General features: G+C 37.5%; 23 protein-coding genes and 1 other annotated feature. Of the genes, 4 read left to right on the top strand and 19 right to left on the bottom strand.

The features are described from left to right. Nucleotides 1-6: 6 nt before the first annotated feature. The 9 genes from LKW28_RS06360 to LKW28_RS06320 form a co-directional block, all read right to left on the bottom strand. On the bottom strand, nt 7-798 hold the full coding sequence (locus tag LKW28_RS06360) for a hypothetical protein (protein WP_229139511.1): 792 nt from the start codon (nt 796-798) through the stop codon (nt 7-9). 1 nt (nt 799) lies between these two features. Further along, the gene (locus LKW28_RS06355; protein WP_229139510.1) at nt 800-1,486 is read right to left on the bottom strand and encodes a PilN domain-containing protein; all 687 of its coding nucleotides are present in this window, start codon (nt 1,484-1,486) and stop codon (nt 800-802) included. Further along, nucleotides 1,486-2,460 carry a type IV pilus biogenesis protein PilM gene (pilM, locus tag LKW28_RS06350; protein WP_229139509.1) on the bottom strand — a complete coding sequence of 325 codons (975 nt, stop codon included), beginning with the start codon at nt 2,458-2,460 and terminating at the stop codon, nt 1,486-1,488. The genes LKW28_RS06355 and pilM overlap by 1 nt, the downstream gene beginning before the upstream one ends. Nucleotides 2,461-2,477: 17 nt before the next feature. Next, nucleotides 2,478-3,236 (bottom strand): prepilin peptidase, encoded by a 759-nt coding sequence (locus LKW28_RS06345; RefSeq protein WP_229139508.1) that lies wholly within the window; start codon nt 3,234-3,236, stop codon nt 2,478-2,480. Nucleotides 3,237-3,317: 81 nt separating this feature from the next. Next, nucleotides 3,318-3,779, bottom strand: coding sequence for a prepilin-type N-terminal cleavage/methylation domain-containing protein (locus tag LKW28_RS06340; protein WP_229139507.1), 462 nt, complete (start codon nt 3,777-3,779; stop codon nt 3,318-3,320). 145 nt (nt 3,780-3,924) lie between these two features. Continuing rightward, complete coding sequence (locus tag LKW28_RS06335) at nt 3,925-5,130, bottom strand: type II secretion system F family protein (RefSeq protein ID WP_229139506.1); 1,206 nt, start codon at nt 5,128-5,130, stop codon at nt 3,925-3,927. Then, nucleotides 5,123-6,169, bottom strand: coding sequence for a type IV pilus twitching motility protein PilT (locus LKW28_RS06330; RefSeq protein ID WP_229139505.1), 1,047 nt, complete (start codon nt 6,167-6,169; stop codon nt 5,123-5,125). Before LKW28_RS06330 ends, LKW28_RS06335 begins: the two co-directional genes overlap by 8 nt. Before the next feature lie 12 nt (nt 6,170-6,181). After that, nucleotides 6,182-7,837 (bottom strand): GspE/PulE family protein, encoded by a 1,656-nt coding sequence (locus tag LKW28_RS06325; protein WP_229139504.1) that lies wholly within the window; start codon nt 7,835-7,837, stop codon nt 6,182-6,184. A gap of 15 nt (nt 7,838-7,852) precedes the next feature. Then, entirely contained in the window at nt 7,853-9,196 is a 1,344-nt protein-coding gene (locus LKW28_RS06320) for a G5 domain-containing protein (protein ID WP_229139503.1), read from the bottom strand. A gap of 335 nt (nt 9,197-9,531) precedes the next feature. Here LKW28_RS06320 and LKW28_RS06315 point away from each other — a divergent pair, with 335 nt between their 5' ends. The 3 genes from LKW28_RS06315 to LKW28_RS06305 are packed head-to-tail and all read left to right on the top strand — an operon-like array spanning nt 9,532 to nt 11,776. Then, nucleotides 9,532-9,921: a hypothetical protein gene (locus tag LKW28_RS06315; RefSeq protein WP_229139502.1), complete on the top strand. Its 390-nt coding sequence runs from the start codon at nt 9,532-9,534 to the stop codon at nt 9,919-9,921. 14 nt (nt 9,922-9,935) lie between these two features. Next, nucleotides 9,936-10,349 carry a prepilin-type N-terminal cleavage/methylation domain-containing protein gene (locus LKW28_RS06310; protein ID WP_229139501.1) on the top strand — a complete coding sequence of 138 codons (414 nt, stop codon included), beginning with the start codon at nt 9,936-9,938 and terminating at the stop codon, nt 10,347-10,349. 8 nt (nt 10,350-10,357) lie between these two features. After that, nucleotides 10,358-11,776: a pilus assembly PilX N-terminal domain-containing protein gene (locus tag LKW28_RS06305; RefSeq protein WP_229139500.1), complete on the top strand. Its 1,419-nt coding sequence runs from the start codon at nt 10,358-10,360 to the stop codon at nt 11,774-11,776. Nucleotides 11,777-11,873: 97 nt separating this feature from the next. Here LKW28_RS06305 and LKW28_RS06300 read toward each other — a convergent pair whose 3' ends face one another. Beyond that, nucleotides 11,874-13,184, bottom strand: a complete 1,311-nt coding sequence (locus tag LKW28_RS06300) for a bifunctional folylpolyglutamate synthase/dihydrofolate synthase (protein ID WP_229139499.1) — start codon at nt 13,182-13,184, stop codon at nt 11,874-11,876. Between the two features lie 71 nt (nt 13,185-13,255). Next, nucleotides 13,256-15,898: a valine--tRNA ligase gene (locus LKW28_RS06295; protein ID WP_229139719.1), complete on the bottom strand. Its 2,643-nt coding sequence runs from the start codon at nt 15,896-15,898 to the stop codon at nt 13,256-13,258. 176 nt (nt 15,899-16,074) lie between these two features. Beyond that, nucleotides 16,075-16,303, bottom strand: a binding site (T-box leader). 337 nt (nt 16,304-16,640) lie between these two features. Between LKW28_RS06295 and LKW28_RS06290 the strand changes: the two genes are divergently transcribed. After that, on the top strand, nt 16,641-16,835 hold the full coding sequence (locus LKW28_RS06290; RefSeq protein WP_229139498.1) for a hypothetical protein: 195 nt from the start codon (nt 16,641-16,643) through the stop codon (nt 16,833-16,835). Nucleotides 16,836-16,848: 13 nt separating this feature from the next. Here LKW28_RS06290 and ysxE read toward each other — a convergent pair whose 3' ends face one another. The 8 genes from ysxE to hemA all read right to left on the bottom strand — a co-directional run bounded on the left by ysxE (nt 16,849) and on the right by hemA (nt 25,800). Beyond that, nucleotides 16,849-17,892, bottom strand: coding sequence for a spore coat protein YsxE (gene ysxE / locus LKW28_RS06285; RefSeq protein ID WP_229139497.1), 1,044 nt, complete (start codon nt 17,890-17,892; stop codon nt 16,849-16,851). Nucleotides 17,893-17,982: 90 nt separating this feature from the next. Continuing rightward, nucleotides 17,983-19,347, bottom strand: a complete 1,365-nt coding sequence (gene spoVID / locus LKW28_RS06280) for a stage VI sporulation protein D (RefSeq protein WP_229139496.1) — start codon at nt 19,345-19,347, stop codon at nt 17,983-17,985. A gap of 146 nt (nt 19,348-19,493) precedes the next feature. After that, on the bottom strand, nt 19,494-20,783 hold the full coding sequence (gene hemL, locus LKW28_RS06275; RefSeq protein WP_229139495.1) for a glutamate-1-semialdehyde 2,1-aminomutase: 1,290 nt from the start codon (nt 20,781-20,783) through the stop codon (nt 19,494-19,496). Between the two features lie 67 nt (nt 20,784-20,850). Further along, nucleotides 20,851-21,834 carry a porphobilinogen synthase gene (gene hemB, locus LKW28_RS06270; RefSeq protein WP_229139494.1) on the bottom strand — a complete coding sequence of 328 codons (984 nt, stop codon included), beginning with the start codon at nt 21,832-21,834 and terminating at the stop codon, nt 20,851-20,853. A gap of 3 nt (nt 21,835-21,837) precedes the next feature. Next, nucleotides 21,838-22,641, bottom strand: a complete 804-nt coding sequence (locus tag LKW28_RS06265; RefSeq protein ID WP_229139493.1) for a uroporphyrinogen-III synthase — start codon at nt 22,639-22,641, stop codon at nt 21,838-21,840. Continuing rightward, a complete protein-coding gene (hemC, locus tag LKW28_RS06260; protein ID WP_229139492.1) occupies nt 22,641-23,573 on the bottom strand; it encodes a hydroxymethylbilane synthase in 933 nt (310 codons plus the stop codon). The genes LKW28_RS06265 and hemC overlap by 1 nt, the downstream gene beginning before the upstream one ends. A gap of 15 nt (nt 23,574-23,588) precedes the next feature. Further along, the gene (locus LKW28_RS06255; protein ID WP_229139491.1) at nt 23,589-24,422 is read right to left on the bottom strand and encodes a cytochrome C assembly family protein; all 834 of its coding nucleotides are present in this window, start codon (nt 24,420-24,422) and stop codon (nt 23,589-23,591) included. A gap of 16 nt (nt 24,423-24,438) precedes the next feature. After that, complete coding sequence (gene hemA / locus LKW28_RS06250) at nt 24,439-25,800, bottom strand: glutamyl-tRNA reductase (protein ID WP_229139490.1); 1,362 nt, start codon at nt 25,798-25,800, stop codon at nt 24,439-24,441. Between the last annotated feature and the right edge of the window lie 62 nt (nt 25,801-25,862).

The raw sequence follows: 25,862 nt of genomic DNA, 5'->3' as shown, positions 1-25,862 counted from the left end.
TATTAATCATTGACTATCTTTGCTTTCATTTTCTAAACCAGTAGCCAACGGATTTTTTTTATTTCCTGGGGGTGGTACCGTTAGTCTAGGTGCCTCTTCAGCAAGATCCTTATATTTTGGCATGTAGAATGAAGATATTGTCACATTGTACACTAGCGGTGCAGGAACTTGTTCGATTGAAGTCAGCTCCGATGTACCCGTAAAGCTTAATGCATCAACCTTCGTTATTCTTGTTTGATGTTCGACAACCGACAAGAATTTCTCCAATTCACTATAATTTGGAGATTCAACACTCAATGTAACCGTTACTAGACTTAAACCATCTACTAGTTCAGGATCGAATGTATTCTCTTCCTCAGGTTGTTCAGCCTGCGTGGTCTTGTCTGGAGCAACCTCTACCGTTTCAGTTGTATCGTTAGGTTCTGTTACTTCTTCCTGTCCCTCAGTTTGAGATTCTTCATCTAAAATAAATTCATTTTCACTATAGGACATGTTGGTAACTTTACTTTCAGATAAGGTTTCGGCACGTTCTATATCCAAAATGATTTGTTCCACTAATGGGATTACCGGTATTTTCTTTTGAATCTCAGTCGAGCTAACAATAGCTTCCTCAGTAGTACTTTTTTCAGAAACCAACTCTAACAGTCTTTGTTCCGTTTTCAAACTATTCTCTAGCTGAGAGATTTTTTGATTGACCGGTGTTACTAGTAAAAAATAGGCTAAATAAGATAAGCCAAGTAAGACAACAGTTGAAAGGATTAAAAGAGTAAGCTGTTTTCGTGAGAAATGGAGAGTCATATTAGTCACCCTCCTTTTCTATCGTATTAAATGCAGCCTTGTTAATAATTAATTCAAATTGTGCATAATATCTTGGTAAAATGTTATCATTTGCATCTGTTTTAGTCGCATTATTAGGTAACGTTACATTGCCTTCAGTATTAGTAGGGTTCGACTCATTATTTGTTTCATTCCCTTGTCCTACATCCTCTTCATTAACCTCTTCAGTTAGCGGACTAGTTGATACAGTAAACAGCTTGACTGATTCAAAGTTAGGAGATTCATTAAGCAATGCTAAATAATGTGCAACCTCGGTATTCGTATCAAACTGGACTTCAAAAGAAATAACACCGGTATCTGAATAGGTAAAGGATTGAACAAATCCTCGTTCCGGTAATAATTTCGTTAGGTGATTTAAGATCGGAACTGTTTCAACAAAATAAGCATCCGCCCATTCTGCTGTTCTTTCTAGCTGTAGAACACTATTTGAATTATTTGAAACTGCACCTTCTTCTTCGGCAGCAACTCTGGCTGCTTGAACTGTTACAAGTTGATTGTTAAGATCCTTTTCAAGTGCATGAGCTTTATTTAGTTGTAAAAAAACAAAAAGAAAGCCAACTAAGGCAACAATCACGATAAGTATGACAAGAAATAAATTAGCTCTATTTCTATATTCTTTTCTAGGAAGTAAATTAATATCTACTAGCATTATTGCACCTCTTTAAGAGCCAATCCTAATGGTAAATAATAATGGGCAGGAAGCTGTTCAAATTTATCAATGGTTTGAACCGGTATTTCATATCTTTGCTTTAGTGTTGTCCTAATGCCTGAAAGATATGGATGGTCACCGCTCATTAATATATTGGTAATCCTTTCCTTCCCCTGAGTCATATTAAAGCTATAAAAATTCATCACATGCTCTATCTCTTTGATTAATTCATCCATTAGAACTTCTATTTTACTTCGATGACTATTCCATCGTATATCCGCTAATGTATGAGAATTATTTTGTTGAATATCCCAATCTTCTATGGATGTTTCTAACGTAATATGTCTCATAAACAAAGGTACATCTTGATGAAAAATACTCAAATTAACAGATTGTAGATCAAACTGTATAAGCAATGAATGACCTTCCTCTTTTGTTTTATCGCAAAAATGAAAGAGACGATACATACATAGTGGTGTAATATCAGCTGCTACTGGCTTTAAATCTACCTCTTCTAATAACGAAGAATACTCGGACGCAACGTCCTCAGGTGCAGCAATAATGAGTACTTCTTTTCGGGTTTCATCCTCTGTAAGCTTTTTGAAATCAATAACAGGTTCCTCAAAAGGAAGATGGATGGTTGTGCCAAGTTCCAAATAGATATATCCTAAAATCTCATCATCTTTTACTTCATTTGGGATTGTTATTTTGCGAATCACCACGAAAGGGTCTGGAATCACAAATTGAACATGATTTTTTTTTATTCCCCAATCTGACACACACTCATCTAAAATTAAAAGTAGTGTATCCCTTTCAATTATTCTTCCTTCTTGAATAATACCAGGGGGTAAATATTTTTCACGAAACTTTTGAACGGTAATAGGGTTTGTTTGCTTCACACCCACATATCTGATCGCATGATCTTTAATAATAATATTTGCCATTTTGTTTGATGAAAATAGTGTAAAAGCCATTATGTATCCCCTTTAAATCAATGTACGAATAGTTCAATATACCACGAGATAATGTCTTGTCCAAAAAAGTATGCAAGGAGGGTCCCAATGACGATGGATGGACCAAAAGGCATGGGTTTCCCTTTCTTTACTTTACCAATGACCATTCCACAAAGTCCAATCACAGTACCAAAGATGGTTGCTAAGAAAAACGATAACAGAACAAGTTTCCAGCCCAATACAAGTCCAAGAACTGCATAAAGCTTAATATCTCCACCGCCCATGCCTCCTCTACTGATAATAGCGATTAGATAAAGGAGAAGAAATCCGACGATACTCCCGGCTAGCATGTCCCACCACGGTTCAAGTGGAATGAAAATACGTTCAATGATGAAAACCGGTGCAAAGAACAGAAGCACTTTATCTGGGATAATCATGTATGTAAGATCTGAAACAAAGATGATCATTAATAAGGAAATTAACGTCCAAGCGATAATCAATTCTTTTGACCATCCCACCAACAATGGTGAAATCGTAAAAAGAATTGCGGTTACTAATTCAAAAGATGCATAAATAGGTGAAATGCGTGTTTTACAATTTCGGCATTTGCCACCTTGGAGTATGTATGAAAATACCGGTATTAATTCAATTGCCGTCAGCTGATGCTTACAAGTCGGGCATGCTGAACGTGGGCGAACGATTGATTCACCGGCTGGGATTCGTAGGCCGACTACATTGAAGAAGGAGCCTAGCAAAAGCCCAACGATAAATATATATAAATAAATCGTTATTATCATTTCTATCTCCTTGAAATTAAAAGTATATAGATGAAATAACGAGATAATTCATCTATATACTTTATTAATCTACTTCATCAATTAATTATTTTTAACATCCGCTCTATCCAAATCGTTTATATTTATCGCGTCTAAATAAGTTCTCGCTGGATCATGTCGTGATACAAGAGTTACTTTATAAACAGTACCTGATCCAGCGGGTTTATGAATAGCAACTAAAGTTGTTTTTGGATTATATGTTGAACTTTTATTACTAGGATCCTTAATCTCATCCATGAAACCATTATTAATAAGTTCTTCAAGTGTTATATTTGTTGGTGTTGCCTCGGCAGCAGAAATTGACTGATTTTGAGATGAAACATATAACTTAGCCGCATTAACTATCGCTTCAGCATTCGAAACATGAGCATCTTTGTTTGAATTATCCAATATTTTTCCAATACTCGGTATTGCAATCGCCGCAATAATCCCTAGAATTACGATTACTGCTAATAACTCAATTAACGTCAAACCTTTTTGATTTTTTAAATACTTTTTCAGCATTTATTTTTCCTCTCCTTTTTACACGGAACTAGTCCATTTATACTATTCATTATAATTGCAAACCATGTAGAATACACTACTTATTTGTTGGAAACAAACGAAATTTTGAGCGATTTTTGTAGAAAAAGATAAAATACCATTTAAATTATTGAATTTGGTTAAATATATCAAACATTGGTACAAGAATAGCTGTGACAATAGTCCCTACTATACTACTTAAGAATACTATCATAAGTGGTTCAATTAGTGATTTTAATTGATCCGTTGTGTTCTCTACATCATCTTCATAGAAATTCGCTACCTTACCTAGCATCTCATCCAAAGATCCTGTCGTTTCACCAATTGCGATCATATGAGTAATGAGTGGCGGAAATGCCCAATGCTTTTTCATTGGCTCTGTCATGGACTTACCTTGTTCTAGTGATTTCCTTGATTGTTTGATAACATCTGCAATCACTTCATTTTCAACAATTGTTTCCACAACTGCAAGCGCCTGTAATATCGGAACAGAACTGCTTAACATAGAAGCTAATGTTCTTGTCATTCGAGCAAGGGCCGCTTTTTGCATTAGTGTTCCAAAAATCGGCATTTTTAATAATACAAAATCAAGATAATACCTAGTTTCTTTTCTTTGTTTTATAATCGTGAAGAGCAGAAAAATAAAAATAAAGATCAAAATGACAAGCCACCAAAATTGCTGCATAAATTCACTTGCATTTAAGACAAATTTGGTAATAGCCGGCAGCTCAGCTCCAAAGTCTGCAAACATATCGACAAAAGTTGGTACAACAGAAACTAATAAAAAGATAACGACAGCTACTGCAACAACCCCAATAACCGCAGGGTATGCCATTGCCGACTTTACTTTTTGTCTTGTTTTATTTTGCTTCTCATAATAATCTGCAAGGTTTTCCAGAGTGTCATCAAGATTTCCTCCAACCTCACCAACCCGTACCATATTTGTAAAAAGTGTTGTAAAAATTCGTTTATGCTTTGCTGTTGCTGCCGATAAGGAAATACCCTCCCTTAGGTCTTCTTCTACCTCAAGTAAAGCATTTTTTAAAGGCTTACTGCTTGTTTGATTCGCCAAAATATTCATCGTATCAACAATCGTAACCCCAGCTTTGATAAGTGTAGCAAATTGCCTTAAAAAGATAACGAAATCTTTATATTTTACTGGACTTCCAATTGCAATTTCTTTTGTTAGTAAGGTTTCAGGAATTTCATTTATATTCGTAACTCGGATTCCTTTTTGCCTTAGATTTGCTACTGCATCTGTCTTAGACGTTCCAGATATTGTGCCGGATTTTTTTCCATATTTGTCTCGTCCCTCATACTTATATCTAGGCATTATTCATGGTCTCCTGTAAGAAAGGTTGGGCAACATCCTTTGAAATAGTCCCGGCACGGACTAAATCTATTAGGTTACTATCCAGTGTGTGCATTCCTTCAGCACGGCTTGTCTGCATTACATTTTTAATTTGATGAGTCTTTTCATTGCGAATTAAATTGGCAACTGCTGAGTTATTAATCAGAATTTCGGTTGCTGCTCTCCTGCCCTTTCGATTAGCTGTTGGAAAAAGCCTTTGCGAAATCACACTTACAAGCACATTAGCAAGTTGAATTCTAATTTGCGGTTGCTGTGAAGATGGAAACACATCTATAATCCGTTCAATCGTTGATGGTGCACTAACTGTGTGTAATGTACCAAGCACAAGATGACCCGTTTCAGCTGCTGTAATGGCTGTGTGAATGGTTTCTAAATCTCGCATTTCACCTACAAGGATCACATCAGGGTCCTGCCTAAGTGCTGCACGAAGTCCGTTCGCAAAATTAAGTGTATCACTTCCAATTTCTCGCTGCTCAATGATACTAGCGCCATGCTTATGCAGGTATTCAATTGGGTCTTCAAGAGTGACTACATGTTTACTCATTGTTTGATTAATAAATTGAATCATGGATGCAAGTGTTGTCGATTTCCCGCTTCCGGTCGGCCCTGTAACGAGAACAAGACCTTGGGGTTTTTGACAAATTTTCTTTAATACCTGCGGAAGTTCAAGTTCCTCAAATGTTGGAATTGCGGTAGGTATCACGCGAAATGCAATTGCGAGAGTTGTTCTCTGTTTATATAAATTTACACGAAACCGTGAGACACCCTGGATTCCATATGAGAAATCAAGTTCTCCTTTTTCTTTGAAATACAACCACATATCTTCTGGTACAATTGCCTTAGCAATCGAGTCAATCATGTTTGGCAAAATCATTTCCTTGCCATATCTCTTTAAATCCCCATTAATTCGAAAGATAGGGGGAACACCGGCTGTGATATGAATATCAGAAGCTTTTAATTCATGTGCTGAAAGTAATATTTGGTTTATTTTTTCTTTCATACTGTTCTCCACCTATTCAGCAGTTGCTACGCGAAGTATTTCCTCGGTTGTCGTAATCCCTTGCTTTACCTTTAATAGACCATCATCAATCAGGAAGATGGTTCCATCTTTTATTGCGACCTCTCGAAGGCTTGAGTATGGCTCTTTATTCATAATCATTCGTCTCATCTCATTATTAAGAACTAATAGCTCATGAATGGCTACTCTTCCTTTATAACCTGTCATATTACATGTTCCACAACCTCTGCCTCGATTCACTTTATCGATGGTAATGCCTCGTCTCCCGAAAATTTCAAGTTCTCGAACGGTAGGTTCATGTAACTGACCACAGTCTCGGCATACACGGCGAACTAAGCGTTGGGAAACGACTCCTGATAAAGATGACGCAACAAGGAATGGTTCAACCCCCATATCGATCAAACGTGTGATTGTTCCAAGCGAATCATTGGTATGAAGTGTACTTAATACTAAATGCCCAGTTAGTGATGCTCTTACAGCAACATCCGCCGTCTCACTGTCACGAATTTCTCCGACCATAATAATATTGGGATCTTGCCGTAAAATTGCACGAAGTCCTTTGGCAAAAGTCATACCGACATTTGGGTTTACCTGAATTTGATTAATGCCTTCTAGTTGGTACTCCACTGGATCTTCAACGGTAATAATATTTACATCCTCTGAATTTAGCTGATTCAAGGCAGCATAAAGGGTGGACGATTTCCCTGAACCTGTTGGACCCGTTATTAAAACGATTCCAGTCGGTTGTTGAATTAATTTCTTAAACCGTTCTAAGTTAACTTTATTGAATCCTAATTGTGAAATATTATTAAGCGAACTACTCATATCCAACACACGCAGTACAATTTTTTCACCGAATACCGTTGGTAAAGTAGAAACACGTAAATCAATATGATGTGCTTCCAAACTTACTTTAATCCGTCCATCCTGAGGGATACGACTTTCCGTAATATCTAAGTTTGCCATAATTTTAATACGTGCTGTTAGGACACTTTGCATACTGCGCGGTAAGGTTCTTTCTGTACGCAGCACCCCATCTACTCGATAACGCAGAATTACCTTTGTTTCATGAGGATCGATATGAATATCACTTGCACGCTGTTGAACTGCATTTTGTAAAATTTGATTTACTAATTTAACGACTGGTGCGTCCTCATTTGTTATCTTTTCCTCTTGTATTTCAGTTGGTGTCTCATCTAGAAACTCTTTGATCCCATCGTCTAAGTCATAAAACTTATTGATTGCACGTAAAATCTCATCTTTTGAAGCAATGGCAGGTTCGATGTGAAAGCCTGTCCTCAGACGTAAATCTTCGATTGCATAAAAGTCCATCGGGTCAGCCATTGCCACATAGAGCCTGTCCCCTTCTTTTCTAAGGGCAATCAACAAATACCTTCTAGCCATTTCCCTAGGTATTAGTGATATTAAAGATGCGTCAATAGGATATCGGAATAAGCTGACATGCGGAATTCCTAATTGAAATTCTAAAACCTCAATTAATTGTTGTTCTGTAATAAATCCTTTTTGAAGTAAGATATCACCCAGCTTCTGTGATTCCGTCTTATCCTTTAGGGCCTGTTGTAGCTGGTCTTCCGAAATAAGACCAGATTCTACCAATAAATTTCCTAGCCGTTTTCGAGTTATACGCATGGAGTTTCCCCTTTCCTAAGACTTTTGTAAATGCAATGGATCAGGATCTTCCCAAAGGTCCGTATCTGAGTTATCATTACCATTTTCATCTGTATCGTTACCTGACTGATCATTTTCTCCATTTTTCCCTTCTGAATCATTCGTAGGAGGATTTTGGTTCGAATCAGGATTTGATATATCTTGCTCTTGTCCGGTAGGGTTTTGTTGTTCCTCTTCTGGGACTACAATACTCTGCACTTCGATTTTCGGAATTGGCGGATAGTAGTCTTGTGCGACAAGCACGCTTTGGTCAAGCTGCCCTTGTTTTTTGACGATCCGATATATTTTACCTACCTGGCCGGGAGTCCCTTTTTGTTTGACAACAACTTGTCCTTTCTTTAGGGTACTATCAAATTGCTTAATTATTTTCGGTTTAAACGATTCTTCATCTCTTATTGAAATACTAATGGTTTGCGGCATTTGGGCACCTGTAAGTTGAACCTCGAAACCTTTGTCTGTTAAAGAAAAGACAAATCTATATTCATAAGGGTTCGTATTATAAATAATAAAATCCTTCTTTTCTTTTTCAATCATGGCTTCATTTCCGAAAGTTGCATAAGGTGGCAGGATATCGCTTATATGACGCTCAACGATATCAAAATTAGTTGGCAGAACGGTTGAATATATCCCAGTTGCTATCATGCTTAATGTTTCATTTGAAAATTTATTTAATACATCATTCTCTTTCAGAAATGTATATAAGGATAATGGGGTATTAGCTGGAACATTGATGTTCCCAAACTCTTTAACCCATTTTATGAGTTCACTTTCATCTCTTATATTACTTACAAGAGCTTGTGCTACAACATTTCCTTCATCAACCTTTATAAACTGTGCGAGGTTGAATACTACTTCTCCTGGATGTAAGGTTACCGCTGGTTGTAACAAATCATTTTTAAACTCTTCAGATTTAAGATCCTGTGTATCTGTCTGATTAAATTCATTGATCATAGTTTCAAATTCTTCATCTTTGATATCCGCAAGTAGTGGATTCTGCTTACCATCAATAGCGGAACTTACACTTTTAAGAATATCAAAGCTATACACTTGTCGCTTTTGCAGTACAACATTTTCATCTTCTTTTACAATTGAGATTTGCCCCATTTCATACCAGGTTTCAACCTCTGTTAATAAGGCTGCTTTTGCACCCTCTTCTGTAAGACCTGAAACATCTACGGGACCTATCATTGTGCCTTGTTTAAAAGAGTTTCCTCCAAAAAATGCATGATATGTTGTCGCACCGATTGTCGAAAAAAGCGATATAAATAACACGCAGATTAAGAGTAGACTAAAAACTTTAACCATCTTTATCTTTAGCATGTTTGTCCCCCTTGCTTACACTTCTTAGTTCTGCTTAAAAATGATCTATTTCTATTAGGTTGTAGTGTCCCCAGTTCAATCACATGATTTTCCATAATAGGAATAAAACTGACTAGTAATTTATTCCTATATTTCATCTTACATTCTATATGAAAATATGAAAATACAAAAGACGAATTTTCGTATATTTTGTTGTTATTTGTGACATTTTTTATCCTTTGAAAATGAAATATAAAATCTAATGTCGTATTTGTAAAATAATGTCGTATAATAGTGGAAAATAGGTAATTGGTAACGAATTAATAATTTTTACATCATAAAGGTTGTGATTGTAATTGGGCAGGCTCTTAAATAAATCAATTTTCACAGAAAAGGGAATTAGCTTAATTGAAATTCTTATATCAATTGTACTTCTATCCATTATTGTAGTTTCTTTTTTAACAATGTTTGTTCAATCCGCAAAAACAAATAAAATTTCCGAGGATACATTAGTTGCTACATACCTTGCCCAAGATACAATGGAATGTATATATAATAGCAGCAAAACTTCAAGCTTTAATAGCGTGAAAGTAAAGGGAGACTGCACCCCAAAGAATGACGGATACGATACAACAATTTCAATAGTCAAAGAAGAAGACTTGTATAAAGTGCTTGTAGTTGTATTGAATCAGTCCACCGGACGTAAGGAAGCCCAAATGGAAACATTATTATCTTGGAAACAGTAGAGGGTGTGAAATAATTGGTAAGAAATAATAAAGGTGTTACATTAATCGAATTATTAGCTGTACTCGCGCTTTTAACTTTGATTCTTACTTTGGCTACTTCCGTCCATCTATTTGGTCAAAGACAAACATCAAATCAAACCTCTCAGATTGAAAACCAGGCAAATGTTAGATTAGCGATTAATATTCTTACAAGAGAAATACGTAAAGCCAATAGTGTTGAAGTATCTAATAATGTTTTAAATATTGACGGTACAATTTATAAATTAGAAAATAACGCCATTACAAAGAAAGGATCTGCCTTAGTTTCATCAATTAAAGATCTGCAAGTTATTAAAAATAAGAATAAAATTCAAATAGATATCACATCTATTTCTGATAAGAATGATCAGGAAGTAACCTTATCTACCAAAATTTATATACGGGAGTAGGTGGAACAGTGAGAATACCGGGGAATCTTCGCAATTATGTTCAAAATGAAAAGGGTATAGCTTTGTATGTGGTACTAATGGTTCTTGTTATCATTTCTGTTTTGGGACTAGGAATCATGGGACTGACACTAAATAATGCAAAAATGAGTTCTAACGAACATAATCAACAATCAGCCTATTATATTGCAGAAGCAGGTGCAACGAAGGCTTTGAATGAAATAAGCAAACAAGCAACATGTCCCCCAAATTTAAATAAATGGGATAACAAAACATACACATTTGAAAAATCTTTTGGAGAAATTCCAAATGCAACAATTAAAATCGGGGCACCTAGCAAGGTTACTGATGTTTATACCTATAATTTGACCTCCACCGGAGAGATTGGAAGAAATAAGAGGTCTGTAAAAAATACATTTTCATTGAATTGCGGAAGTAACAACCAGGACCAAGATGAAGAAAGTAATGTCCCAATTGAGATTTTAAATGATGTTGCAGTTTTTTCAAATGGAGTAATGGAAATGATTACAGGGGTCGGGGCTACTGATAGCATAGGTACTAACGCTAACTCAATTACTATTGGATATGGAATGGAAAATTTTAAAGGGACTATTAAAGCGCCCAATGCCCAAAAAAGTATGGTAAATATGCCATATGGCATGCCAAATTTCAAGCCTACCTTCACTCGAATTGAAAAGAGGAACTATATTTTACCTCCTTTTCCGGAATTTGAGCGTGGACTTCCAAATGAAGGTACTATCCATTTGTCGGGGGGAGCTTCCAATGACAAAAAAATTATTTTAAATAAGAATTTATATTTTAATGAAATTAAATTAGAAAGTGGCAGGACACTTACGATAGATTTGAATGGTCAAGATCGAACCATTCAAGTTAAAAACCTTAATGTCTCTCAAGGTTTTATTAAAATAATTGGCACTCAAAATAATTCGAAAAAATTAACCTTAAAGATTGAAGAAAATTTTTCAGTGACAGGTAGCAGTACAGTAAACACAAATGCGAATAGTAAAGACCTTAACATTTTCTACAAAGGCTCAAAAGAACTCAACTTTGGTGGCAGTGTTAAAATTTATGGATCTTTATATGCAAAAAGTGCCAACATGGTATTAACCGGTAGCGGCGCAATTAATAGTCATATTATTATGGGGGGAAACAAATTAACCATTGAAGGTGGATCAAGCAATAATAGTAAACTAATTTTAGCTCCTAATGCACATGTATTATTAACAGGAGGCGGAAAAGTGTATGGTTCAATTATTAGTAATACATTCCGTTCTGATGGTGGAGCATCAATAGAATTTGAAAAGTTTGAAGATGATGAATTAATCCCTTATTATCCACCAACAGAAAATAATGAGCCTGGTGATTCAAAACCTATTATTGAACCAGGACCAATTAGGGAACAAGGATGAAAAAACCTGTCATGATTTTATTAAGCTTATATCAACAGTTAAAACCCAAGAATGTTTGTTTCCTCGACATTCTTGGGTTTTTGGTTATTGGCATTAATTAAATTCTTGTATGTTTAAGATAGGATCGTACTTCTGAAATAAAATAAAGTGAGCCAGTGATAACTAAAGCAGCATTTTCTTCTAATGAAACACGTGCTAGTCCCTTGTTCACTGCTTCCCGCCAATCATCCACTGTATGTATAAATTCTTCCTCAGATGAATTTTCATAAAGCTCACTGGTACTTGCAGCTCTTGGGTAGTCAAAGCTCGTAAACGTTAATGTTTTGGCGATATTTTCGAGTTTTCCGATCATCGTGTCTAATTTTTTGTCGCTTAATGCACTTAAAATAATGTGGATGTCTTTACCCTTTAAGTGAACCTCGATTGTCCTAATAAGGCTGTTAATGCCTTCAGGGTTATGGGCGCCGTCTAGAATGACCAGTGGCTCCTTCGAAATCTCCTCAAATCGACCAATCCATTTTGTTTTCTCCAAACCTGTTGAAAGCTCACTACCTTTTATTTGTAAAAGACCGCTATTTTGTAATAAGTGAACGGCCATTACTGCTAGGCTTGCGTTTCGCACCTGATGAGCGCCTTTCATAGAGATTTGTAAATTTTGAAAGGTTGTAGTTTGCGTTTTTAATGAAAAAGCTTCACCATCATTTGATTGATGATCAAGGATAAAGAAATCTAGGCCTAGTTGATAAAATAGACTATTTTCCTCTTTTGCCTTTGTACTAATCACTTCGATTGCTTTTTGCTGCTCGACTGCTGTGACAACAGGGACATTCCATTTGATAATTCCCGCTTTTTCTGCGGCAATTTCTTCAATAGTATCTCCTAAAATATTCATGTGGTCAAAACCAATGCTCGTGATTACGGATATAAGAGGAGTAATGACATTAGTTGAATCAAGTCTTCCACCTAATCCTACTTCCATAATTACGAAGTCGATGTCGGATGCTTGTCCGAAATAATAGAGGGCCATTGCTGTGATGACTTCAAATTCTGTTGGACCGCCAAGTTCTGTCTCCTCTAATTCTTCTGCCAATGGTTTTATTACCTGTAAGAGGGAGACAATTTCATCATTTGAAATCGGTTTTCCATTTACACTGATCCGTTCATTAAAGGTCTCAATATATGGTGAAGTGAAGGTTCCGACTTTATAACCTGCTTCTTGTAAAATATTTCGGATATAACTAACTGTTGATCCTTTTCCGTTAGTCCCCGCCACATGAATTGCTTGAATTTTTCTCTCAGGGTGATTAAGCTGCTCCATCATCCATTCCATTCTGGCAAGCCCTGGCTTCATTCCAAGTCTTAATCTACCATGAATCCAAGATAGGGCCTCTTCATACGTCTGTATCATATGCGTTCCTCCACATATTATTTTGAAAATGAAGGAAAGACGAATCTATGATAGATTCGCCTTTTATTCCTTTAACCTCTTAATTCTGCAATACGCTCACGAACTGTTTCGCGTTTTTCAAGATAGTCTTGTTCTTTAGCTCGTTCTTCGTTGATTACTTTTTGAGGTGCTTTCTTAACGAAACCTTCGTTGCCTAGTTTCTTCTGAACGCGTTCAACCTCTTTATCAAGTTTATCAAGTTCTTTTTCTAGTCGTTTAATTTCTTCATCGATATTAATGAGCCCTTCAAGTGGAAGGAATAATTCTGCGCCTGTTACAACAGATGTCATCGCCTTCTCAGGTGAAGTAATCTCAGTTGCAATCACAAGCTCACTTGGATTACAGAATCTCTCAAGGTAGGAACGATTCTTCTCTAATTGTGCTAGAACTGTTTCATCCTTTGCTTTAATGTGAAGTTTAATCTGCTTACTCATTGGTGTATTCACTTCTGCACGGATATTACGAACAGAGCGAATAATATCAACTAATAGTCGCATTTCCCCGGCTGCTTGGTTATCTGAAAGCCCAGGGTTTACTTCTGGCCAGTTTGCAACCGTAATCGATTCGCCATTATGCGGCAGATTCTGCCATATTTCCTCGGTAATGAATGGCATGAATGGATGCAAGAGTCTCATTGTGTTATCTAAAACATATGCAAGAATTGATCTTGTTGTTTTCTTTGCTTGCTCGTCTTCACCGTATAAAGGAAGCTTCGCCATTTCAATATACCAATCACAGAAGTCATCCCAAATGAAGTTATATAATACTCTGCCAACTTCGCCGAATTCATATTTATCAGCAAGCTTCGTAACTGATTCGATTGTTTCATTTAGGCGAGTTAAGATCCATTTATCAGCAACAGATTTTTCACCGCTGAAATCGATGTCTTCATACTGAAGATTATCCATATTCATTAATGCAAAACGTGATGCATTCCAAATCTTATTTGCAAAGTTCCATGTTGCTTCAACCTTCTCCATGCTAAAGCGCAAGTCTTGGCCTGGTGAACTTCCTGTTGATAAGAAGTATCGTAATGAATCGGCACCATATTTCGCGATGACATCCATTGGGTCCACACCATTTCCGAGTGACTTACTCATTTTTCGACCTTCTGCATCACGTACGAGACCATGGATCAGAACGTCTTTAAATGGACGTTTTCCTGTAAATTCCAGCCCTTGGAAAATCATTCTTGATACCCAGAAGAAGATGATATCATAGCCTGTTACAAGAGCAGCTGTTGGGTAGTAGCGATTAAAATCAGCTGCATCCTTATCTGGCCAGCCCATTGTTGAAAATGGCCATAATGCAGAACTAAACCATGTATCTAAGACATCATTGTCCTGCTCCCAGTTTTCAATATCTGCTGGTGGTTCATGATCAACATAAACCTCACCTGTTTCTTTATGGTACCAAGCTGGGATTCTGTGTCCCCACCATAATTGTCGAGAAATACACCAGTCACGAATGTTTTCCATCCAATGCAGATATGTCTTTTCAAAACGGTCAGGAACAAAATGTACCTTATCTTCCTGAGCTTGAAGCTTAATCGCTTCATCTGCTAAAGGCTGCATTTTTACAAACCATTGTGTTGATAAATATGGTTCAACAACTGCCCCGCTGCGCTCGCTGTGGCCAACTGAATGAAGGTGGTCTTCAATTTCAAAAAGCACGCCTTCTTCTTGAAGATCCTTGACAATTTGCTTTCTGCATTCAAAGCGGTCCATACCTTGGTATTTACCAGCTTTCGCATTCATCGTTCCATCCTCATTCATTACTAGAACGCGTTCAAGATTGTGGCGATTTCCTACCTCAAAGTCATTTGGGTCATGTGCCGGTGTAATTTTAACTGCGCCTGAACCAAATTCCATATCAACATAATCATCACCAACAATCGGAATTTCTCTTCCTACGATTGGGAGAATGACTGTTTTACCGATTAGGTGTTTAAAGCGCTCATCCTCCGGGTGAACAGCAATTGCAGTATCGCCAAGCATTGTTTCTGGACGAGTGGTTGCAATTTCAATAGACCCGCTTCCATCCGCTAATGGATAGCGCATATGGTAAAATGCACCTTGAACATCCTTATAAATTACCTCAATGTCAGAAAGGGCTGTTTTTGTTGCAGGGTCCCAGTTAATAATGTATTCACCACGATAAATTAGACCTTTTTTATAAAGAGTTACGAATACTTCACGAACCGCTTTTGAAAGTCCTTCATCAAGTGTGAATCGCTCTCTTGAGTAATCTAAACCAAGTCCAAGCTTAGACCATTGTTCACGAATATGGCTCGCATACTCTTCCTTCCACTTCCATGTTTCCTCTACAAATTTTTCACGGCCCAGGTCGTAGCGAGTTTTTCCTTCCTCACGCAGCTTACCCTCAACCTTAGCCTGTGTTGCGATTCCTGCATGGTCCATTCCAGGCAGCCAGAGAACATCATAGCCTTGCATTCTTTTGATGCGGGTAAGGATATCCTGTAAGGTTGTATCCCATGCATGACCAAGGTGAAGTCTCCCTGTTACGTTTGGGGGTGGTATCACAATTGTATATGGTTTTTTATCGGCATCATCTTTTGCTTCAAAAAATTTACCATCCAACCAATATTGATAGCGGCCCGCTTCAATCGTTTGCGGATCATACTTTGTTGATAACGTCGTTTCATTTCCTTCCATCATGTATACCTCCTAGTAAAAATATCCAAAATTCAATCAAATGCGCCTTGGCGTATTTGCCGCCCAGATTTTTTTCGAGCAAGCTCGAAAAGTTTCCATTAAAAATCTGTGGCATCCGCCGGAGGCTTATTTATTCAGCCCTGGCTGAATAAATAAAAAACTCCACTCATCCCTATTAAAAGGACGAATGGAGTATATTCGCGGTACCACCTTTTTTCATAGATAAATAAAGATTATCTATGCTCTCAAGAAAAGATAACGGCTTTTCACCGGCTTTTACTACTGGGCTTCATAAAAGCTACTTAAGGGCGACCTTCCATCGTAACATTCCTAAGAAATCTCTCAGCTAATGATTTCTCTCTCTGAAGGGGTTTTCGATGTACTCTTCCCTCTCATCGTATGTAAGCATTAATGATGTTTAAAAGTCGCCAAATGATAAGCTTCGAATCTCTGCGTCACTCGGTCTCTCCGGTCCTCACGTATAAAAGGCATACGCTCCGGTCCTCAAGACTCTCGTTCCTTGACCTCCTCGCTTCTGATTCGTCGACTTTAAAACTTTTATTTTTATTACTATAAGATTCTACTACTAATGTTTTGAAATTTCAATAGGTATGTGAATAAGGGTAGCCAAGTTTTTACTACTTTATTCACTTTTGTACGTTTTGTTACAAACATTTAAGGGAACTATTCTGCTTTTCCAAGCATATTTTAATTATAGGATTCCATGAAGGGAGAGATCAGCATGAGAAACCGTCGATTTCGAAAATACTCTTATCCTCATTGGCTGCGGCAATGTCGAGATGTTTGTCACCAATTTATTATCCCCATCACGATTGTTCAAGCAGTTCGAACGATATTTCTGCCGACATCGTTTGATGTACTATTTTTAGCCATCTTAATTTTACTTGCCGTTGCATTTCACCTCGATATGATCTAAAAAATCCCATACATTATTCCGTATGGGATTCTTCTTCTTCTTCCTGCTCTTTTCTTTTTTGTTCTGCCTCCAAAAGTTTTACTGAAACAAATTCAATGTTTTTCGTAAGCCAATAAGCCCTTTGTAAAACTTGGACATGCTCCCGCTCTGATTTCTTCCGTTTTTGATCGGCATAATTTCGAACACATCGATAAATGGGGTCTGGAAATGTTAAATGACTTAAAAACAGGTAAAACTCCTCTTCACGTAATGGAAAACGGCTTTGATAGGATGCAAACCACTCGAGGCAATCCGTACAAAGGGTTGGGTAGGTTTTTAAGATTCGAAAATAGAGACTCACCAAATCATTTGTCGGATTTGCATAGCCTGCCCTTTCAAAATTTGAGAGATACCCTTTTCCACTTTCATCATATAAAAAATGGCTATCTGATAAATTATTTAATGTTAAGGTTGTGCGGTAAGACTTCTTCTCCATCATTAATTCATGCCATTTATCGAGCTGGTTTCTTGCAAATGATGAAGCCAAACTGACTTCATAAAAATACGTACAGAATTGGAGTTCGAATGGTGACATATACCATTTTGCCTCAGCTTCTTCAACAAAGCGCTCCAGAATCTGGTTGCGCTCTTCCCATTTTTTGATGATTGTTTCATAATGTCCAGTTATCTCATTTTCATTGTCAATTTTTTGTTTTCTTGCAGTCGTAAGATGAATCCTCGCGATCTCGTTAAAAAAGGCATGATAGTGGTCCCCACGGTGATCCGGAATATCGCTGTGCAACCATGGCATCAGGTAATAGAATTTTTGATTATCATAGACAAGGTATTTTCCTTCGATGGTTGGATATATGGGTACTGCTCTTGTGTAGCCCTGTTGAAATAATTGTTGGAGGAAAGTGGGGAAGGACGGATTGATTTTGTTTGAAATGGATTTTAGAGCATAAATACCTTTGTTTGTCATGACTTTTGTGACTTTTCCAATCTGTTCAAATGATGTTGGCTGAAGGTTATATTTATTTAGGATGGGCCCGATCTTACTTCCTTCTTGATTATTCATTGGGCCGTCACTCACTTTCCTAACAATTTTTTTAATGTTCCATAAAAAGATAACAGGGCGAGGTTTTCCTCCCCGCCCTATCGGTTATCTTTACGTATGTGCCTGGACAGGGATGTATAATAGCTGTCCTTCCGAGACGGAATCAGTATTCAGTGAATTGACACGTACTAGCTGTTGTACGCTAATTTCGTAGCGTTGTGAAATTTTTTCTAATGAATCGCCATGCTGTACGATGCAGATTTTCATGGTCGAATGGTCATCCACTTCATCTCTGCCAAATATTTTGGTTAATAATAAATCATTTTCATTTCGTTTAATTTGTTCTTCTTCATTTTGTTCGTGTCTTTGATCTTGAACCGCTTCTTTTTCCTGTATAGCAGTCGTACTTTTCTTTTTTGGTTGATCAGAACCAAAGGTTAATTGATTATCATGTCTTGCTTTCACTTCGATTGAAGGAGTTAAAACAACGTGAACCTCTTCCTCTTCCTCAATCGCTTCGATAACTTCAACTTCCTCTTGTTCTAAATAGACCTCTTTTCTAGCCTCGACTTCAAAAGGAACAAATAAATCAGAATCCTCTTCTTCATCTTGCTGTTCACTTACCGCAATAACTTCTTGCTCCTCATTATGTAGCACCACTTCTTCTTTATTTTGCAGCACTACTTCTTCGTCTTCACGTGTTTCTTCTGCAACTACTTGATTTTCTTCTGGTTCTTCTTGTTTTTCTTTAGCAACTACTGGGCTTTTTTCTGGTTCTTCTCGTTTTTCTTCTGCAACTACTGGACTTTCTTCTGGTTCTTCTCGTTTTTCCTCTGCGACTACTTGAACTTCTTCAACTTCATCGCGTTCTTCTGCGGACACTTGAATTACTTCTTCGCGTTGTTCTTCCGCAACTGCATCTTGGGTTTCTTTCTTTTCAAAAGAACTGCTTCTCACAAGTTCAAGTTCTTCTTCAGCAGGCTGCTCATTCACAATAGGTGTTTGTTCTTCTTGTTTAACAGCCTCTGGCACACTTTCCTCTTTTGGTGTTTGCGTAATGCCGTGGATCCCACTAATGGCTAAATCAGCAACGATTTGCAGACAGCCACGCTTTGGAATTTCATAGTCAAATGTTTCAATCAAAACATACACATCATCTAAGCTTTGAACACGATCTTGTGGAATCGTAATATCAACAGGGAAGCGATGGTTTAGTTCACTAATTCCATCTTCACGTGTAATTACTTCATTTACTAGTCGAACCGAGGCAAAGTCACGTTCTCCCTCTTCCTCATTGATTTCATCTATTCGATATTCACCTGTTAGCTGCAATGCACCGCGAATGGACACATATTGGTCATGCTCTTGAATGACAATATCCGGGTCAAGCGATATTGAGATGAGCTCTGAGACTTCCTGTCCCTTTTGAAACCAGACTGATTCCTCTACTGAAAATCGTAAGTTTTCAGATGACATCAGCTACTCCTCCTTTCAGTCTCCTTCAATACAGATTTACTATGACATTACAATTTTTATGATAAATCACTAGCATTTATGATAAGTTATTAAAATAAAAAAGCAGACCCAGTGAATTATCTGAGTCTGCCATTGCATATTTTTTGTTAACCTTTAAGTTTTGAAAATGCTTTTTCAGCCGCTTGAATTGTTTTTTCAATATCCTCTTCTGAATGAGCGGTTGAAAGGAAAAGTCCTTCGAATTGAGATGGCGGAAGGAATACTCCCTCATTTGCCATTTCACGGTAATACGATGCAAAATACTCTAAATTTGATGATTTTGCAACATCATAATTAACTACCTTTTCATTTGTAAAGAAGAAGCCAATCATTGAGCCAGCACGATTAATACAATGTGGGATATCATATTTTTCAGCTGCCTTTGTAAATCCTTCTTCAAGTCGATCAGCTTTCTTTTTAAATTCAGTGTAGTCTTCCGGTGTTAGCTGTGATAAAGTCTCATAGCCTGCAGTCATCGCTAATGGGTTACCTGAAAGTGTTCCCGCTTGGTAAATTGGGCCTGCCGGTGCGATTTGTTCCATGATGTCTGCACGACCACCATATGCACCTACTGGAAGACCTCCTCCAATTACTTTACCAAGACAAGTGATATCAGGAGTGACACCAAAATAACCTTGTGCACAATTGTAATCAACGCGGAATCCAGTCATAACCTCATCAAAAATTAACAATGCACCATTTTGAGTCGTAATCTCACGAAGACCTTCAAGGAATCCAGGCTGTGGAGGAACTACCCCCATATTTCCTGCTACTGGTTCAACAATCACACCAGCTATGTCTTCCCCAAATTGTTCAAATGCATATTTAACTGCCTCTAAATCGTTATATGGGACAGTTATTGTATTTTTCGCAATGCCTTCAGGTACTCCAGGGCTATCAGGCAGACCAAGAGTTGCGACTCCAGAGCCTGCTTTAATCAATAATGAATCCCCATGTCCATGATAACAACCTTCAAATTTCAAGATTTTATTACGGCCAGTATAACCTCTAGCTAAACGCAAGGCACTCATCGTTGCTTCCGTTCCAGAGTTCACCATCCGAACAATTTCAATTGATGGGACCCTTTCAATGACAAGTTTCGCTAGCTTATTTTCAGATAAAGTTGGAGCACCAAAGCTTGTTCCCATTTCTGTTGCTTTCTTTAGTGCTTCAACAACTTGATCATCTGCATGGCCATGAATTAATGGTCCCCATGATAGTACGTAATCTATGTATTCATTTCCATCGATATCATATATTTTGGAGCCTTTTCCGCGCTCCATGAAGATAGGATCCATATTTACAGATTTGAAAGCACGAACCGGGCTATTTACCCCACCTGGCATAAGGTGAATGCTTTCTGAAAATGCCGCTTTTGACTTTTCATAACTTCTCATGTTCGTAACCCCTTTCTTTTATGGGGCCTGACCCCCGATGCGTTAATGCGTCAGTGAGAGACAGGCACTAATTATTTTCTTGTAACCAACGAGCTACATCTTTTGAATGATACGTAATGATTAAATCCGTTCCTGCACGTTTCATTCCGGTTAGCATTTCCATCACAATTTCTTTTTCATTTATCCATCCATTTTGAGCTGCTGCTTTAATCATCGAATACTCACCACTAACATTATAGGCAACAACTGGAACATTAAAATTATTTTTAACATCACGAACGATATCCAGGTATGATAATGCTGGCTTTACAATGATGAAATCTGCCCCTTCTTCAAGATCAGATTCAGCTTCACGAATTGCTTCTAGGCGGTTTGCATAATCCATTTGGTAGGTTTTACGATCTCCAAAGGATGGTGCACTCCCAGCTGCATCGCGGAATGGACCGTAAAATGAAGAAGAATATTTAACCGCATAAGACATAATCGGCACATTTTCAAAGCCTGCTTCATCCAGACCGTGGCGAATCGCTGTCACAAAGCCATCCATCATATTAGATGGTGCAATGATATCAGCACCTGCTTGTGCCTGGCTAATAGCCGTTTTTGCTAATAATTCAAGTGATGGATCATTGAGTACTTGCCCATTCTCAATTACTCCGCAGTGGCCGTGTGATGTATATTCACATAAACAAGTATCTGCAATCACGATTAATTCCGGATATTTTTCCTTCGTTAGTCGAGTCGCTTCCTGAACAATACCGTGATTATGATAAGCCCCAGTTCCGACCTCATCTTTTTCATGAGGTACACCAAATAAAAGAACAGATTTAATTCCTAACTCCACAACTTCATCAAGTTCTTGTTCAAGTAAATCCAATGAAATATTATAGACACCTGGCATGGAGGAAACTTCTATTTTTTTGTTTTCCCCTTCCACAATGAATAATGGATAAATTAAATCATCAATATGTAAATGTGTTTCGCGTACTAATGCTCTCATGTTTGCTGATTGGCGTAATCTTCGATGTCTTGCAAATTGTAATTTCTCCATCTCTTATTCTCCTCCTTCTTGTTTTTGTAAAAAATCAATGATTTCAGCAAGTAAAAAGTCACTTGTGTAATTATTAGGACAAATATGAATGGGAATCTGTAACTGCTTTGCTGCTTTGCTTGTTTCCGGTCCAATACAAGCAAATGTAACATGCTTTGTCCATTCTTCCCATTCGGTTTGCTCCACCATTTTATAGAATTGCTTCACTGTTGATGGGCTGGTAAAGGTGATAACATCAATTTGTTTTTCTTTTAACAGATGGATTAGACGTTCCCTTTCACTAGAATCTCCAACAGTCTCATAGACAATTAAATCAGTAGCAAAAGCACCGTGATTTGTAAGTTCATCGACTAAGTAAGATCGCGATAAGTTTCCACGTGCTAATAAAAAACGGACACCCTTCTTCACATATGGTCTTAAACTTTCGAATAAACCTTCTGCGATAAATTCATCCGGAACCAACTCCGGCTTATACCCCTTCGCTAACAAGGCCGTCTCTGTCTTTGTGCCTACTACTGCTATTTTGGGCATCAGAATTTTTCTGCTTACTTTTTCCACTACTAGATCATACAAATCAAAGAAGGAGTCAACGCCATTTTTACTTGTAAAAATCAGCCAATCATAAGTATGTAAACACTTTATTGTCTCTTCAATGAAAGTCGTGATTTTAGATCTTTGAAACGTCAGTAATGGAATTTCAATGGGAGTCCCGCCAGCAGCCAAGATTTTCTTTGAAAATTCAGCAGCTTGCTTTTTACCTCTTGTATTTAAAATTGTTTTCCCCAAAAGAGGTTGTTCGCCTTCCATTACTTGTTAAGCTCCTCTTTCACCTTATCAATTAACTCTTTCGCACCAAGGTCTGTTAGTTTTTTTGCTGCCACATGTCCCACTTCAATTGGATTTTTACCATAGACTTGTTCTTTGTATATGGTTTTCCCATCTGGTGAACCTACCAATGCCGTTAAGGCAATTTCATTATCATCTGACATCGTTGCATAAGCCGCTATTGGAATTTGGCAGCCCCCTTCCATTTTATGAAGGAAAGCACGCTCAGCGTTCACCGTGTTTTGTGTATATTGATCATTTAACTTTGATAATGCAAGCAAGATTTCAGCATCATCTTCACGACATTCAATGGCAAGAGCCCCTTGTCCAACTGCTGGTAAACATACTTCTGGTTCTACAAATTCCGACACTACATCATCAGACCACCCCATACGTTTTAAGCCGGCAGCAGCCAATACGATGGCATCGTAGTCTTCATTTTCTAACTTTGCAAGTCTTGTATCGATATTACCACGAATCCATTTAATTTCGATATCTTCCCTTTTTGCAAGGAGCTGTGCACTTCTTCGCAAGCTGCTTGTTCCAACAATAGCTCCACTCGGAAGCTTATCGAAGGATACATCTCCCTTTGAGATGATGACATCACGGTGGTCTTCACGCTTTGGAACACATCCGATGATAAGGCCTGCTGGTAACTCCGCTGGCATATCCTTCATACTGTGGACAGCCATATCAATTTCCTTATCATATAAGGCTTGTTCAATTTCCTTTACAAAAAGGCCTTTCCCACCAACCTTTGATAAAGTAACATCAAGAATTTTATCACCTTTTGTGACAATTTCCTTTACTTCAAACTCATTGGGTACACCTAAATTTTTTAGTTGCCTGATTACCCAGTTTGTTTGAGTAATCGCCAATTTACTTCTTCTGGAACCAACTATTATTTTTCTCATAAATGCTCCTCCTGTCTATGTATGCCAAAAATGAAAATTCGATAGGCTTCCGAATAAAAAGAAATTAACAAGTAAAAGTAAAAATGCTCCTATATTCCAGTAGGCAAGTGTTTTCCCCTGGAGCTTTTGGACAACCCGTTTATAAAGATACCAAGAGTAGATGACTAAAACAAAAAAGGAACCTAATACCTTGGCATCGTAGAAATAAAAATTCTCAACCTTAATAGATGCCCAGAGCACCCCCAAAATAAGCGCTAATAAAAGCATTGGCACCCCAATCAAAATCAATACATAAGACATATGGTCAAGTTTTGATAAATCATCAAGACGAAGAAGTCGCTTCCCCCATTTTTTCTGTTTTAACAAATTGTATTGAATCAAATATAGGATTGAAAAAACAAAAGATATCGTAAATGCCCCATACGAAAGAATCGCCATCGTGATATGAATCATAAGCAATTCAGAAATAAGCTGACTTTCCACTGCGCTTGAACCATGTTGACCAGGGGCAAATGTATGTAAGGCCATAATGAAAAATCCTAATAAATTTGTAAAAAAAACAATGAAATCCACTCTCAAAAATTTATTTAATAGTAACGAAAGTGTAATCAATACCCATGCATAAAAATAGAGTCCTTCAACCATGGACAATATCGGTAACCTGCCAGTATTCAGCAAGCGTGTAAATAGAAAAATCGATTGAATGATCCACACAAATGCAAGTAACCAGAAGGCAACCTTGTTTACCTTCCGGTTATTATGAAGAAAGTCTATAAAATAAAGGAGGACACTTATGGCATAGAGAATTACAGTAAACTCATGTAATCTCGTTACATTCATCTCTAGCATATGGATTTACCTCTCATTATGATTGTAGAGAAGGTTGCTGTTTAGGTTTAGTGACCGCTGCCCGGTTCAAACTTTTCGTTGTTTCTTGCTGCAACACTTGCTCAGAAAAAACGGCATCCTCAATATTAAAAATCTTCATAAATAATGCGAGAGATTCCTGTGCATTTGGCTGGGCAGCAAGTTCTTTTGCTTGTAAAATCGGGTCCTTTAATAGCTGATTAATGATACTCTTTGTATGTTTGTTTAAGACTTTTCTCTCGCGTTCAGAAAGATTAGGCATTTTTCGTTCAATGCTTTCCATTGTTTCTGCTTGTATCGCTAATGCCTTGTCTCTTAGTGCAGAGATAACTGGAACGACACCTAAAGTGTTTAACCAATTCTTGAATTCAACAATCTCACTTTCAATCATGAGTTCAATTTCTTCCGCTGCAACTTTACGTTCCTGAAGATTAGCTTCCACGATTCCTTCTAAATCATCGATATCATATAAAAAGACGCTTTCTAATTCGGTAAGCTCTGGGTCTAAATCTCTTGGTACAGCAATATCAACCATAAATAAAGGACGACCCTTTCTCATTCGCTCGACATCTTGCATCATTTCTTTTGTGACGACATAGCCTTTTGCACCTGTGGAACTAATTAAGATGTCAGCATCAACTAAAGCACATTGAAGTTCTTCGATTGCTTTTGCTTCCCCTTGGAATTTGTCTGCAAGGCTTTGTGCTTTTTCGAAGGTACGATTCATAACTGTTACTTTCCCCACACCTGAACCATGAAGATTTTGCACAGCTAATTCGCCCATTTTTCCAGCACCCAAAATAAGCACCTTTTTATTCGAAAGATCTCCAAAAATCTTCTTCGCAAGTTCGACGGCAGCATAGCTCACAGAAACAGCATTTGAACCGATTTCCGTTTCAGAATGTGCACGTTTCGCTAATGTAATCGATTGTTTAAAGAGGTGGTTAAAAACAGTTCCTGATGTACCTTTTTCTTGTGCAGATAAAAAGCTTGAACGTACTTGTCCAAGGATTTGGGTTTCACCTACAACCATCGAATTCAACCCGCATGTCACATGAAAAAGGTGTTCGACTGCACCATCATTTTCAAAGATATTCAAATAAGGAGTAAATTCTTCTTTGTCAATTCCAAACCATTGTGAAAGGAATTCTTTAATATAATAACGTCCTGTATGCAGTTGGTCGACAACAGCATATATTTCTGTCCGGTTACATGTTGAAACAATAATATTTTCTAAAATACTTTTTTTCCCTTTTAATTCATTCATTGCCTGTACAATGCTCTCTGAATCAAAGGTTAATTTTTCACGAATTTCAACAGGGGCTGTTTTATAATTTAGTCCGACCATAATTGTATGCATAATCTCTCACCCCAACTTTTACATAATAAAATGGATCTCATCTAAAAAACTACAACTATTAT

The sequence above is a fragment of the Bacillus sp. REN16 genome (assembly GCF_020731355.1).
GTDB lineage: Bacteria > Bacillota > Bacilli > Bacillales > Bacillaceae_L > Ferdinandcohnia.
Note: the sequence above shows the minus strand (reverse complement) of the source record. Positions and strands in the feature narration are given on the sequence as shown.